We start from the raw sequence: 12,279 nt of genomic DNA, 5'->3' as shown, positions 1-12,279 counted from the left end.
ACCCGAGCTTTTTCTTATAGTTTGAAACTATAGGATGACCTAGTCAAGAAGTGTTAGAGCTACATTGTATTTTTTGGTATAATTAAAGATATTTGTAAGAAAAGAGAAGTGATATGACACAGATTATTGATGGGAAAGCTTTAGCGGCCAAATTACAGGGACAGCTGGCTGAAAAGACTGCAAGATTAAAGGAAGAAACAGGTCTAGTGCCTGGTTTGGTAGTGATTTTGGTTGGAGACAATCCAGCCAGCCAAGTCTACGTTCGTAACAAGGAACGTTCTGCCCTTGCGGCAGGATTCCGTAGTGAAGTAGTGCGAGTTCCAGATACCATTACCCAAGCGGAATTATTAGACTTGATTGCCAAATACAATCAAGATCCAGCTTGGCATGGGATTTTGGTCCAGTTGCCATTACCAAAACATATCGATGAAGAGGCGGTTTTATTAGCCATTGACCCAGAAAAGGATGTGGATGGTTTCCATCCTCTAAATATGGGACGCCTTTGGTCTGGTCATCCAGTCATGATTCCATCTACACCTGCAGGAATTATGGAAATGTTTCATGAATATGGGATTGAATTAGAAGGTAAAAATGCGGTTGTCATCGGTCGTTCAAATATTGTTGGAAAACCCATGGCCCAGCTTCTTTTGGCAAAGAATGCTACAGTTACCTTGACTCACTCACGCACCCATAATCTCGCTAAGATTGCTGCAAAAGCGGATATTCTTGTGGTCGCAATCGGTCGTGCTAAGTTTGTGACTCCTGATTTTGTGAAACCAGGTGCGGTAGTCATTGACGTTGGGATGAACCGCGATGAAAATGGTAAGCTCTGTGGGGATGTTGATTATGAGGCGGTTGCCCCACTTGCTAGCCACATCACGCCAGTTCCTGGAGGTGTTGGTCCTATGACAATTACTATGCTGATGGAGCAAACTTATCAAGCAGCACTTCGGACATTGGATAGAAAATAAGAGAAACATTCGCTGAAGAGAGTGTATTTTCAATAGCTATATCTAAAACGGCAGAAATGAATATTAAATTTTAGATATAAGATTACAAAAGGAGGTCTGCGCCTCCTTTTTGTTGTATAATGGAGTGAGGTGATTAGATGATTTTAAAAATTTATAATGGGGAATATAGTTTACAATGGGATGGAATATACTACTTATCACTAATTGATTATCCAAATATTCAAGAATGGGAATTAGAAAAAATTGCTAAATTTATAGCTTACGAAAAACTTCATAAACGTCAAACAAGTATTGAGTGTGCTGATTCTTGTTTAAAAAAAGAGATTTTAGATTACATCTTTCAGCATCTCTTTCTGCCACCATTTACCCCTACAAATAAAATAGTAGCCTCGACTTATGATCTACATAAGAGGTTAGTGACTTCAGACTACTGTAGTCATACTACTACTATAGATGCAGCGATTTCTATCTTTAAAACAGGTCAGCTCTTATCTGCTGTGAAAGCCTTTGGGCGAGATGCTGAGGAATTAGTTTTGGATAATCGAAATGCTGCATCGGATCCGATAGATTATTTTGACTATGTCATGTTAGGGTGGTCAAATACAAGTTCTGGTTATCGATTAGCGATGGAACGTTTATTAGGTCGATCTCCTTCAGAGAAAGAATTACAAGACAAGTTTATTCCTGGAGTGAGTTTTCATTTTATCTATACAGATTTGATTAAACTTACTGGTTATATTTTTGATGGCTACCATGTTGCAAAAATTAAGGACATGTTGAATTTATTTAGTGAGTTGTATATTTGCATTATTCCAACTCATAATAAGAGCCAATTTGAAAATATTATTCCAACTAAAATACAAGATAGGGTGCATTATCTTGACTATGCTGGAGAAGACTTAGAAGAGTGGACTAAGAAAGTATATCAAGTTGTTTTAAAACAATCAGATAAATGATAGTTGAGGAAAAAACGATGAAAGTGATTGATCAAGGTTTACTAGAAAAAGTCATTATTGAACGTTCTCGTACAAGTCATAAAGGAGACTACGGTCGCTTACTTCTGTTAGGTGGTACCTATCCTTATGGTGGTGCTATTATCATGTCTGCTTTGGCAGCTGTAAAAAGCGGTGCAGGATTGGTGACTGTTGGAACAGATAGAGAAAATATCCCTGCTCTACACAGCCATTTACCTGAGGCTATGGCCTTTTCTCTTCAAGACCAGCAATTGTTAAAAGAGCAGTTGGAGAAGGCAGAAGTAGTCTTAGTGGGGCCTGGTTTAGGAGACGATACTTTTGGAGAAGAACTAGTCAAACAGGTCTTTGCTAGCTTAAGCCAGAATCATATTTTGATTGTAGACGGAGGTGCTTTGACTATTCTTGCCAGAACAAGATTGTCATTTCCTTCCAGTCAGCTTATCCTAACTCCCCACCAAAAGGAGTGGGAAAAACTGTCTGGAATTACGATTGAAAAGCAAAACGAAGCTACAACAGCTAGTGCCTTGATTTCCTTCCCTCAAGGAACAATTTTGGTAGAGAAAGGTCCAGCTACTCGTATTTGGCAAGCTGGCCAATCTGATTATTACCAGTTACAGGTTGGCGGTCCATATCAGGCGACTGGGGGAATGGGAGACACTCTGGCTGGAATGATTGCAGGATTTGCAGGCCAGTTTAAACAAGCTAATCTCTATGAACGTGTGGCAGTAGCGACTCATCTTCATTCAGCCATAGCCCAAGAACTAGCTCAAGAACATTATGTTGTCTTGCCGACGGAAATTAGTAATTGTCTTCCTAAAGTAATGAATAAAATATCTCAAAAAAGACTGGGATAAAATTCAATTTTAGGAGAAAACGAAGTAAATATTACCACAATAAAACGCATAATATCAAGTTTTTTAATACCTGATACTATGCGTTTTTGACTTAAAAGCCCTTTTGGTCTGTTTCTATTTTGGAGCAATCTTTTGCTCAGTATGTTTTATAATTTCTCGTTGATAAATCGGATAAACTGATTCCACCAAACTTTTAAGAAGAAGGCTTTTTCAACTTTCTTTTCCGCTACCATTTCGAAATTAGGACGTTCTGTGGTAATGTAACCTTGACCAATCAAATCCTTGTCTTCATAAGTCAAATGGCCAACCACTGTTCCAGCTACAAGTGGTGCTGGGATTTCTTTGGAATCAGGAGTGAATTGAACAGATTGGGAAGATTCATTCCCAACACGTTCAATTAGATAGATATCCTCTGGGGCCACTGCAGTGACCGTATCTTCTTTTCCATCTTGTACAGGGGCTTTGCTATCTTGATAGGCATCGCCTTTTTGCACGATTTTACGAAGTGTAAATGTAGAAGAAATATAATCCATTAGTGATGATGTAGCTGTGAAGCGAGCGTAAGGATTATTGTCTTGATGGTCTGCATTCAAAACAACTGTGATAACCCTCATGCCTTTTTCGACAGTAGTACCAACAAAAGATTCACCAGCTTTGTCTGTTGTTCCTGTCTTAAGACCATCAAAACCACCGCGATGAGCAGGCATACCTTCTAACATGTAGTTGGTCGAAGTGATTGTCATCCCAGCAAAAGTAGAAGAAGGTTTTTTCGTTATTTCCAAGACTTGTGGGTATTTTTTGATGAGGTTACGAGCAACGATAGCAACATCATAAGCACTGAGCTTATTTTCATCATCTTTATTAGACCCTGGGTAAATGTTATCTCCTAGAGTCTCGTTGTTCAGACCAGTTGTATTGACAACCGTGGCATCTTTGATTCCCCATTCCAGGAGTTTGGCTCGCATCATATCAACAAAGTTTTTTTCTGAGCCAGCAATTTTCTCAGCTAGGGCGATAGCGGCACTGTTGGCACTAGATACCAGGGTTGCTTCAAGCAACTCTTCGACGGTATAATTACGGGCTTCCATAGGAACATTACTGGCTTCGGAATTTGTCGTTAATTGATAAGGATAATCAGAAATATCCACTGGGGTGGATAGTGTGATACTTCCATTTTCTAGAGCCTCATAGACAAGATAAACTGTAAGTAGTTTTGTAATAGAAGCAATTTCGACAGGTTGAGTTGCATCTTTTTCATAAAGTATTTTTCCAGTATTTGCTTCAACAGCAATCGCATGTTTAGCAGCAATAGTAAAATCTTGTGCAGCAACAGTAGAAGCTGACCCAATTACGGATAGACTTAAGAGAGTTAAAATGATTTTTTTCATAGTAAGTTTATTCTAACATAAAGAAAAAAATATTCCCAGTTTCATGATAGAAGAAAGAAGCTTTTTTGAAAGTATGGTAAAATAGATAGATGGAGGTAGCTCATGTTTCGTAAGAATAAATTATTTTTTTGGACCAGTGAGATTTTATTAGTAACAATCATTTTTTATTTATGGAGAGAGATGGGGGCGATTATCACGCCTTTTGTAAGCGTCGCGAACACCATCATGATTCCGTTTTTATTGGGTGGCTTTTTATATTATTTGACCAATCCTATTGTAAATTTTTTACAAAAGTATTTCAAAATTAATCGTATCATTGGTATTCTACTAACCTTATGTGCTTTGCTTTGGGGGCTTGTCATTGGGGTAGTCTATCTCTTACCGATTTTGGTCAATCAGTTGACCAGCTTGATTGCGACTAGCCAGACTATCTATAGTCGTTTGCAAAATTTGATTGTAGATTTATCTACTTATCCAGCCTTTCAAAATTTGGATATTCAAGCGACTATTCAACAGTTAAACCTATCCTATGTAGATATTCTACAAAATATTCTAAACAGTGTTACCAATAGTGTTGGAAGTGTTATATCAGCTCTCTTTAGTACCGTTTTGATTATTATCATGACCCCTGTATTTTTGGTTTATTTTTTGTTAGATGGTAACAAATTTTTACCGATGCTTGAGCGCACTGTTTTAAAGAGAGATAAGTTGCATATTGCAGGTCTCTTAAAGAATTTGAATGCGACAATTGCTCGCTATATTAGTGGAGTCGCAATTGATGCGATTATTATTGGTTGTTTGGCCTTTATCGGATATAGCGTGATTGGTTTGAAATACGCTTTGGTTTTTGCCATCTTTTCAGGATTGGCCAATCTCATTCCTTATGTGGGACCAAGCATTGGCTTGATTCCGATGATTATTGCCAATGTCTTTACGGATCCTCATAGAATGCTAATTGCAGTTGTTTACATGCTAATCATTCAACAAGTGGATGGAAATATCCTTTACCCTCGAATCGTAGGTGGGGTAATGAAAGTCCATCCAATAACAATTTTAGTATTACTTTTGTTATCAAGCAATATCTATGGGGTTATTGGTATGATTGTCGCTGTACCAACTTATTCTATCTTAAAAGAAATTTCTAAGTTCTTATCACGTTTGTATGAAAATCATAAAACAATGAAAGAACGAGAAAGAGAATTAGCTAAGTAAAAGTCAGGAAATTCCTGATTTTTCTTTTTCTTTAGGTAAATTATAGGAGTAGAAGTGCCATTTAGATTAGCCGATTAAGAATAATTCACAAAAACTTTGTAAAACACTTGCAATTTAGCTGAAATTTGATAAAATAGTAAGGAAAGTTAGACTGTATTGCCTACTGTCTATCTATAAAATATATTTTATTGGAGGCTTTTACTCAAATGGCAAAAGAAAAATACGATCGTAGTAAACCACACGTTAACATTGGTACTATCGGACACGTTGACCACGGTAAAACTACCCTAACTGCAGCTATCACAACTGTTTTGGCACGTCGCTTGCCTTCATCAGTTAACCAACCTAAAGACTATGCGTCTATCGATGCTGCTCCAGAAGAACGCGAACGCGGTATCACAATCAACACTGCGCACGTTGAGTACGAAACTGAAAAACGTCACTACGCTCACATCGACGCTCCAGGACACGCGGACTACGTTAAAAACATGATCACTGGTGCCGCTCAAATGGACGGAGCTATCCTTGTAGTAGCTTCAACTGACGGACCAATGCCACAAACTCGTGAGCACATCCTTCTTTCACGTCAGGTTGGTGTTAAACACCTTATCGTCTTCATGAACAAAGTTGACTTGGTTGACGACGAAGAATTGCTTGAATTGGTTGAAATGGAAATCCGTGACCTATTGTCAGAATACGACTTCCCAGGTGACGATCTTCCAGTTATCCAAGGTTCAGCTCTTAAAGCTCTTGAAGGTGACACTAAATACGAAGACATCGTTATGGAATTGATGAACACAGTTGATGAGTACATCCCAGAACCAGAACGTGACACTGACAAACCATTGCTTCTTCCAGTCGAAGACGTATTCTCAATCACTGGACGTGGTACAGTTGCTTCAGGACGTATCGACCGTGGTATCGTTAAAGTCAACGACGAAATCGAAATCGTTGGTATCAAAGAAGAAACTCAAAAAGCAGTTGTTACTGGTGTTGAAATGTTCCGTAAACAACTTGACGAAGGTCTTGCCGGAGATAACGTAGGTGTCCTTCTTCGTGGTGTTCAACGTGATGAAATCGAACGTGGACAAGTTATCGCTAAACCAGGTTCAATCAACCCACACACTAAATTCAAAGGTGAAGTTTACATCCTTACTAAAGAAGAAGGTGGACGTCACACTCCATTCTTCAACAACTACCGTCCACAATTCTACTTCCGTACTACTGACGTTACAGGTTCAATCGAACTTCCAGCAGGTACTGAAATGGTAATGCCTGGTGATAACGTGACAATCGACGTTGAGTTGATCCACCCAATCGCCGTAGAACAAGGTACTACATTCTCTATCCGTGAGGGTGGACGTACTGTTGGTTCAGGTATGGTTACAGAAATCGAAGCTTAATTCGATTTAGTTCCCAGAAGAACAATTATTTAAGTCAGACACTAAAAGAATCTTGCTTTGCAAGGTTCTTTTTTTCAGATATTGAACTAATACTCAATGAAAATCAAAGAGCAAACTAGGAAGCTAGCCGCAGGTTGCTCAAAGCACTGCTTTGAGGTTGTAGATAGAATTGACGAAGTCAGCTCAAAACATGTTTTTGAGGTTGTAGATAAGACTGACGAAGTCAGCAACCATACATACAGCAAGGCGAAGCTGACGCGGTTTGAAGAGATTTTCGAAGAGAATAAAATTGAATTGCTTATAAAAAAGCTCCATACACTAGATGTGCATAGAGCAATGGGGGATTATTTGATATAGAGTTCTTGATTTTTTAAGATAATTTCTCGTACACTTGTAAACTTTTTAAGTTTTTTGATTTCTTCGGGATGAGTAACGAGAGTGATAACATAACCTTCCTTGCCCATACGACCTGTACGTCCAGCGCGGTGAGTGTAGGTTTCGATATCTCTTGGGATGTCAAAGTTTACGACACATTCTAGGCTATCGATATCAATTCCACGAGCCAAAAGGTCAGTTGCAAGAAGCAGGGTTAGTTGCTTATCTTTAAACCTTTCTAAGATGACTTTTCTAAATTTAACATTGACATCGCTAGCGAGGGAGACAGCCAATATATCACGATACTGTAATTTTTCTTCTGCACTTCCAAGGTCTGATAGGCTGTTAAAGAAGACCAGACCGCGGAAATCCTCTACATGAGCCAATTTTCGTAGCATATCCACTCGGTGACGTTGATCTACCTGCATGTAGAAGTGCTGGATATTGTCCAGTTTTTGGTCAGAGAGATCAATGGTACGTGTGTTAGGCTCAATATTCTTTTGGTCAAACTTGGTCGTAGCACTCATGTAGATGAGTTGGTGGTCACGAGGTGCGTAGTGAGTGATTTTCTCAACAAAGTGAATCTGAGAATCATCAAGCAATTGGTCAAATTCATCCAAGATGATGGTTTCTACATTCATCATCTTGATTTTTTTCAATTTAATTAACTCAAAGATACGACCAGGGGTTCCAATTAGAATTTCTGGTCCTTTTTTGAGTCGTTCAATTTGGCGTTTCTGACTTGAACCTGATAGGAAGAGTTGGGCTGTCAAATCGATAGTCTCTGCCCACGTTTTACATACATCAAAAATCTGTCCAGCAAGCTCCGTATTTGGTGCTAGAATCAATAGTTGCTGCGCTTTTTTCTTTTGTAGTCTGAGAAGACTTGGTAGGAGATAAGCTAGGGTCTTACCTGTTCCTGTTGGGCTTACTCCTAGAAGATTTTCTCCTGCAAGAATGGGCTCAAATAGTTGAGTCTGAATGGGGGTAAATTCTTGGAAACCGAGTTGGTCGCTCAGTTCTTGCCATTCAGTCGGTAGTTTAGTTTTCATTTTTCTGCCTCAAATCTAATGCCAGCGGTCTGGCGCATGGTATATAGTAGCTCATGAACAGAGCCTGCATCGTCCAGCCAAGTCTGGTAGAGCATCTGGTCTGGTTGCTGGATCATCTGTGCAAATGCAGCGACTTCCTCAGTCATCGTATGAGGAGCCTGTTGGATAGGGAGTTGGACTTGATGTCCTTGGTGGTCGGTAAAAATAGCTGAGCGAACATGTTCAATCGTGTTGAGAGTCAAGGTTCCATCTGCTGTGTAAATCTCACAAGGAAGATTGGAAGTGATGTTTTTCCCAGCTTTGATGTGAACTTGAAATTCAGGGTAGAAGAGGATACCGTCTCCATTTAGGTCAATGCTATTGTCAAGCTGTTGAGCCTGATAGGTAGCTTCCTGAGCTTTTCCAAAAAGACGAACGGCAGCATAGAGGGGATAAATCCCCAAATCCATAAGGGCTCCACCAGCAAAACGGTCTGAAAAGACATTTGGTGTCTGACCAGCCAACAAGTCAGGCATCTTGGAAGAGTATTTGGTATAATTTAAATCAGCTCCTAAGATTTGCTTGTCTGCCAAAAAGTTTTTGATAGTAGTGAAAGCTTTCTCGTGATAATTACGAGCTGCTTCAAAGATAAAACAATTATTTTTCTCAGCTGTTTGAATCAAATTCATCCATTCTTGTGGTTGAGTGACAGCTGGCTTTTCAAGAATGACGTGTTTACCAGCAGTCAAGGCAGCTTTTGCCTGAGCAAAATGTAAGGAGTTTGGACTAGCAATATAGACTACATCAAAGGAAGACCTGAAGAAGTCCTCTAATTGATCGAAGAGTTGGATATCCTGATAGCGAGAAGCAAAGGTTGCTGCGGTTTCAAGTCTTCTAGAATAGACTGCGACCAACTGGTATTCTCCACTGGTATGGGCTGCTTCTATGAAGTGATGGCTGATAGCGCCTGTTCCGATGACACCTAATTTTAGCATAGATACTCCTTTTCCGATTTTAAATCCTTCTTTCATTATAACATAGATGGTAGAGACTATCCAACAGAGGGTAAAAAATTTCAAATAAGCTACTAGGACTTTCCCAAAGAAAGTGGTACAATAATGACATGAATAAATGAAATAGGAGGAAAAATGAGGTTACTACCTATAAGAAAAATATCACGTCAGTCTAAGAGGCTAGCGCTTTTTTTGACTTTTTGTGCAGGATATGTAGATGCCTATACTTTTATTGTCCGAGGGAATACTCTTGTAGCTGGACAAACGGGGAATGTCGTCTTTCTATCAGTGGGACTCATTCAACACAATGTATCAGATGCTAGTGCCAAAGTAATGACCTTACTAGCTTTTATGATGGGAGTCTTTTTACTAACTATTTATAAGGAAAAATTGAGAATTGTGAAAAAACCTATTCTGTCCTTGATTCCTTTGGCAATCCTATCAATCATTATTGGTTTTGTACCGCAAACTGTAGAGAATATCTATTTAGTACCGCCCTTGGCCTTTTGTATGGGGTTGGTGACAACCGCTTTTGGAGAAGTATCGGGTATTGCTTATAACAATGCATTTATGACAGGAAATATCAAACGTACTATGCTGGCTTTTGGAGATTATTTCAGAACTAAGCACACTCCTTTTTTGCGTGAAGGTTTCATATTTGTTAGCCTACTTAGCAGTTTTGTCCTTGGCGTTGTCTTTTCAGCCTATTTGACGATTTTTTATCAGGAAAAGACCATTCTTGGTGTTCCTATTATGATGAGCATTTTTTACCTCAGTATGATTTTTGCTTCATGGCAGAAAAAGTAAAAGAAAATGCTTGATTTTAGGTGTTATTACTTGTAAGAAAATAGGAGATATGCTATACTTGAAGAGTTGACTATGCACATTCCTGTGCAACCGCACGAACATCGTCGCTCGTCGTATAACAAATTTAAACTTCGTCATTGTCGCCTTGCCTAACATAAGTTATGCCTTCGGCTCAATTCCTAGTTTATTCTTTCTTATACTTAGAGCTCTTCTTTTAAGTGGTTCGTCCCACGATGCTAGGCGAGTCTTCACAAAAAATTCGGGGAAACCCATAAAAATCATAGGAGGTGCATAATGAGCACATACGCAATTATCAAAACTGGCGGAAAACAAGTTAAAGTTGAAGTTGGTCAAGTAGTTTACGTTGAAAAATTGAACGTTGAAGCTGGTCAAGAAGTTACTTTTAACGAAGTTGTTCTTGTTGGTGGTGAAAACACTGTTGTCGGAACTCCACTTGTTGCTGGAGCTACTGTAGTTGGAACTGTTGAAAAACAAGGAAAACAAAAGAAAGTTGTTACTTACAAGTACAAACCTAAAAAAGGTAGCCACCGTAAACAAGGTCACCGTCAACCATATACAAAAGTTGTCATCAACGCAATCAACGCTTAATTTTAAGGAGAACACATGATACAAGCAGTCTTTGAGAGAGCCGAAGATGGCGAGCTGAGGAGTGCGGAAATTACTGGACACGCCGAGAGTGGCGAATACGGCTTAGATGTCGTGTGTGCATCGGTTTCTACGCTTGCCATTAACTTTATCAATTCTATTGAAAAATTTGCAGGCTATGAACCAATCCTAGAATTAAACGAAGATGAAGGTGGCTATCTGATGGTTGAAATTCCAAAAGATCTTCCTTCACACCAGAGAGAAATGACCCAGTTATTCTTTGAATCATTTTTCTTAGGTATGGCAAACTTATCGGAGAACTCTTCCGAGTTCGTCCAAACCAGAGTTATCACAGAAAACTAACACGGAGGAAAACATTATGTTAAAAATGACTCTTAACAACTTGCAACTTTTCGCCCACAAAAAAGGTGGAGGTTCTACATCAAACGGACGTGATTCACAAGCGAAACGTCTTGGAGCTAAAGCAGCTGACGGACAAACTGTAACAGGTGGATCAATCCTTTACCGTCAACGTGGTACACACATCTACCCAGGTGTAAACGTTGGACGTGGTGGAGACGATACTTTGTTCGCTAAAGTTGAAGGCGTAGTACGCTTTGAACGTAAAGGACGCGATAAAAAACAAGTTTCTGTTTACCCAATCGCTAAATAAAAAGGTCCAGTGAACCTTTTTATCCCGAGCCTTGAACTGTAAAGGCGAGGAAGCTAGAAGTAGCATTAAATAAGGCTTTCCGAGATTTCGGAGAGCCTGTTTTTTTGTTTTGATACCCATATTTTAAAAAACAATGTAAGAAGCAAATTTGTCAGCCACTTTATTTTACAATGAAAAAATAGTTGAATTTAGAACTTTTTCAGTAATGAATGTTATAAGGGATTAAGATATTGTAAAAATTTCTAAGGTCTGATATTATAATTATATCTCAGAGAAAAGTATGAAGAATGAAAGGATGTGAAGCTGTATGAAAAAGATGATCACCATAATAGTCTGTTCAATCTCTTTTCTTGTTTTATCTGCTTGTGTTAGTAAGAAAAAACTTATTCTTCCTGAATCTGAAAAGATCTCTGTTATTTCTCTGCAGAAAAAACTCTCTGAAGATGTTAAAACTATAAACAAGAGAGAAGAAATTTCAAAATTGATTGAGGAGATACAGAAACAGTCAAAATCTACCTCTTTGGAGAGTGTAAATGATCAACCGACAAATGTTAAAGATTATATCATTATCAAGTTTTATCATCAGAATGAAGAAAAGGATAGTGTAGTCTATCTATATACTAAGAAGAAAAGACAGTATATTGAGCAACCTTATGTTGGGATTTGGCAAGTAAGTCCAGATATAGCCAATAGGATTGAAGAGGCTTATTCTAGTTGATTTATAGGGATAGAAGAAAAGTTCAGAGGGTTTTTTCATAAATTTATGGTAAATTGAATTTGTATCATGTTTTAAACGGTAAATCAAAAGGATTTGCTGTTTTTATTTGCTTGAAATCAGATAAGGACTGAAAAAAGACATCATTCTAATTCTTGGATTGGGATGTTAGCATATTCGGGTAACTTCTAAAACTAACTTCCAGTTTCCCCCAACCTAGCCTTCAGTATGAGAAAAACGCGTGAAATCAGTAGAAA

14 protein-coding genes are annotated in these 12,279 nt (G+C 38.6%); 11 read left to right on the top strand and 3 right to left on the bottom strand.

Annotation, left to right across the window (positions count from 1 at the left end; translation table 11 throughout):
- Positions 1–113 precede the first annotated feature (113 nt).
- From N8L33_RS07055 to N8L33_RS07045, 3 genes are all read left to right on the top strand, one after another.
- Positions 114–971, top strand: a complete 858-nt coding sequence (locus tag N8L33_RS07055; RefSeq protein ID WP_261029401.1) for a bifunctional methylenetetrahydrofolate dehydrogenase/methenyltetrahydrofolate cyclohydrolase — start codon at positions 114–116, stop codon at positions 969–971.
- Between the two features lie 137 nt (positions 972–1,108).
- Entirely contained in the window at positions 1,109–1,927 is an 819-nt protein-coding gene (locus N8L33_RS07050; protein WP_261059420.1) for a phosphate ABC transporter ATPase, read from the top strand.
- Between the two features lie 17 nt (positions 1,928–1,944).
- Entirely contained in the window at positions 1,945–2,799 is an 855-nt protein-coding gene (locus tag N8L33_RS07045) for an NAD(P)H-hydrate dehydratase (RefSeq protein ID WP_261059419.1), read from the top strand.
- 146 nt (positions 2,800–2,945) lie between these two features.
- Here the strand turns inward: N8L33_RS07045 and pbp3 are convergent, their stop codons facing one another.
- The gene (gene pbp3, locus N8L33_RS07040; RefSeq protein ID WP_261059418.1) at positions 2,946–4,187 is read right to left on the bottom strand and encodes a D-alanyl-D-alanine carboxypeptidase PBP3; all 1,242 of its coding nucleotides are present in this window, start codon (positions 4,185–4,187) and stop codon (positions 2,946–2,948) included.
- A gap of 102 nt (positions 4,188–4,289) precedes the next feature.
- Here pbp3 and N8L33_RS07035 point away from each other — a divergent pair, with 102 nt between their 5' ends.
- The 3 genes from N8L33_RS07035 (at position 4,290) to N8L33_RS07025 (ending at position 7,159) form a co-directional block, all read left to right on the top strand.
- Complete coding sequence (locus N8L33_RS07035) at positions 4,290–5,399, top strand: AI-2E family transporter (RefSeq protein WP_261059417.1); 1,110 nt, start codon at positions 4,290–4,292, stop codon at positions 5,397–5,399.
- Positions 5,400–5,605: 206 nt separating this feature from the next.
- A complete protein-coding gene (gene tuf, locus N8L33_RS07030; RefSeq protein ID WP_001040726.1) occupies positions 5,606–6,802 on the top strand; it encodes an elongation factor Tu in 1,197 nt (398 codons plus the stop codon).
- A gap of 96 nt (positions 6,803–6,898) precedes the next feature.
- Entirely contained in the window at positions 6,899–7,159 is a 261-nt protein-coding gene (locus N8L33_RS07025) for a hypothetical protein (RefSeq protein WP_261059416.1), read from the top strand.
- Here N8L33_RS07025 and N8L33_RS07020 read toward each other — a convergent pair.
- Positions 7,147–8,229 carry a DEAD/DEAH box helicase gene (locus N8L33_RS07020; protein WP_261059415.1) on the bottom strand — a complete coding sequence of 361 codons (1,083 nt, stop codon included), beginning with the start codon at positions 8,227–8,229 and terminating at the stop codon, positions 7,147–7,149. The genes N8L33_RS07025 and N8L33_RS07020 overlap by 13 nt on opposite strands.
- The gene (locus N8L33_RS07015; protein ID WP_261059414.1) at positions 8,226–9,203 is read right to left on the bottom strand and encodes a Gfo/Idh/MocA family protein; all 978 of its coding nucleotides are present in this window, start codon (positions 9,201–9,203) and stop codon (positions 8,226–8,228) included. Before N8L33_RS07015 ends, N8L33_RS07020 begins: the two co-directional genes overlap by 4 nt.
- 153 nt (positions 9,204–9,356) lie before the next feature.
- On the opposite strand from N8L33_RS07015, the gene N8L33_RS07010 reads away from it, so the two are divergent.
- The 5 genes from N8L33_RS07010 to N8L33_RS06990 all read left to right on the top strand — a co-directional run bounded on the left by N8L33_RS07010 (position 9,357) and on the right by N8L33_RS06990 (position 12,025).
- Positions 9,357–10,028 carry a YoaK family protein gene (locus N8L33_RS07010; protein ID WP_261059413.1) on the top strand — a complete coding sequence of 224 codons (672 nt, stop codon included), beginning with the start codon at positions 9,357–9,359 and terminating at the stop codon, positions 10,026–10,028.
- Positions 10,029–10,322: 294 nt separating this feature from the next.
- Entirely contained in the window at positions 10,323–10,637 is a 315-nt protein-coding gene (gene rplU, locus N8L33_RS07005; RefSeq protein ID WP_261059412.1) for a 50S ribosomal protein L21, read from the top strand.
- 15 nt (positions 10,638–10,652) lie between these two features.
- A complete protein-coding gene (locus tag N8L33_RS07000; RefSeq protein WP_000613699.1) occupies positions 10,653–10,997 on the top strand; it encodes a ribosomal-processing cysteine protease Prp in 345 nt (114 codons plus the stop codon).
- Between the two features lie 16 nt (positions 10,998–11,013).
- Positions 11,014–11,307: a 50S ribosomal protein L27 gene (gene rpmA, locus N8L33_RS06995; protein WP_000916509.1), complete on the top strand. Its 294-nt coding sequence runs from the start codon at positions 11,014–11,016 to the stop codon at positions 11,305–11,307.
- A 307-nt stretch (positions 11,308–11,614) separates the two neighbouring features.
- Positions 11,615–12,025 carry a DUF5301 domain-containing protein gene (locus N8L33_RS06990; protein WP_261059411.1) on the top strand — a complete coding sequence of 137 codons (411 nt, stop codon included), beginning with the start codon at positions 11,615–11,617 and terminating at the stop codon, positions 12,023–12,025.
- Positions 12,026–12,279: the final 254 nt, after the last annotated feature.

Origin of the sequence: Streptococcus mitis (assembly GCF_946188695.1) — a bacterium.
GTDB classification, from domain to species: Bacteria; Bacillota; Bacilli; order Lactobacillales; family Streptococcaceae; genus Streptococcus; species Streptococcus mitis_DF.
Note: the sequence above shows the minus strand (reverse complement) of the source record. Positions and strands in the feature narration are given on the sequence as shown.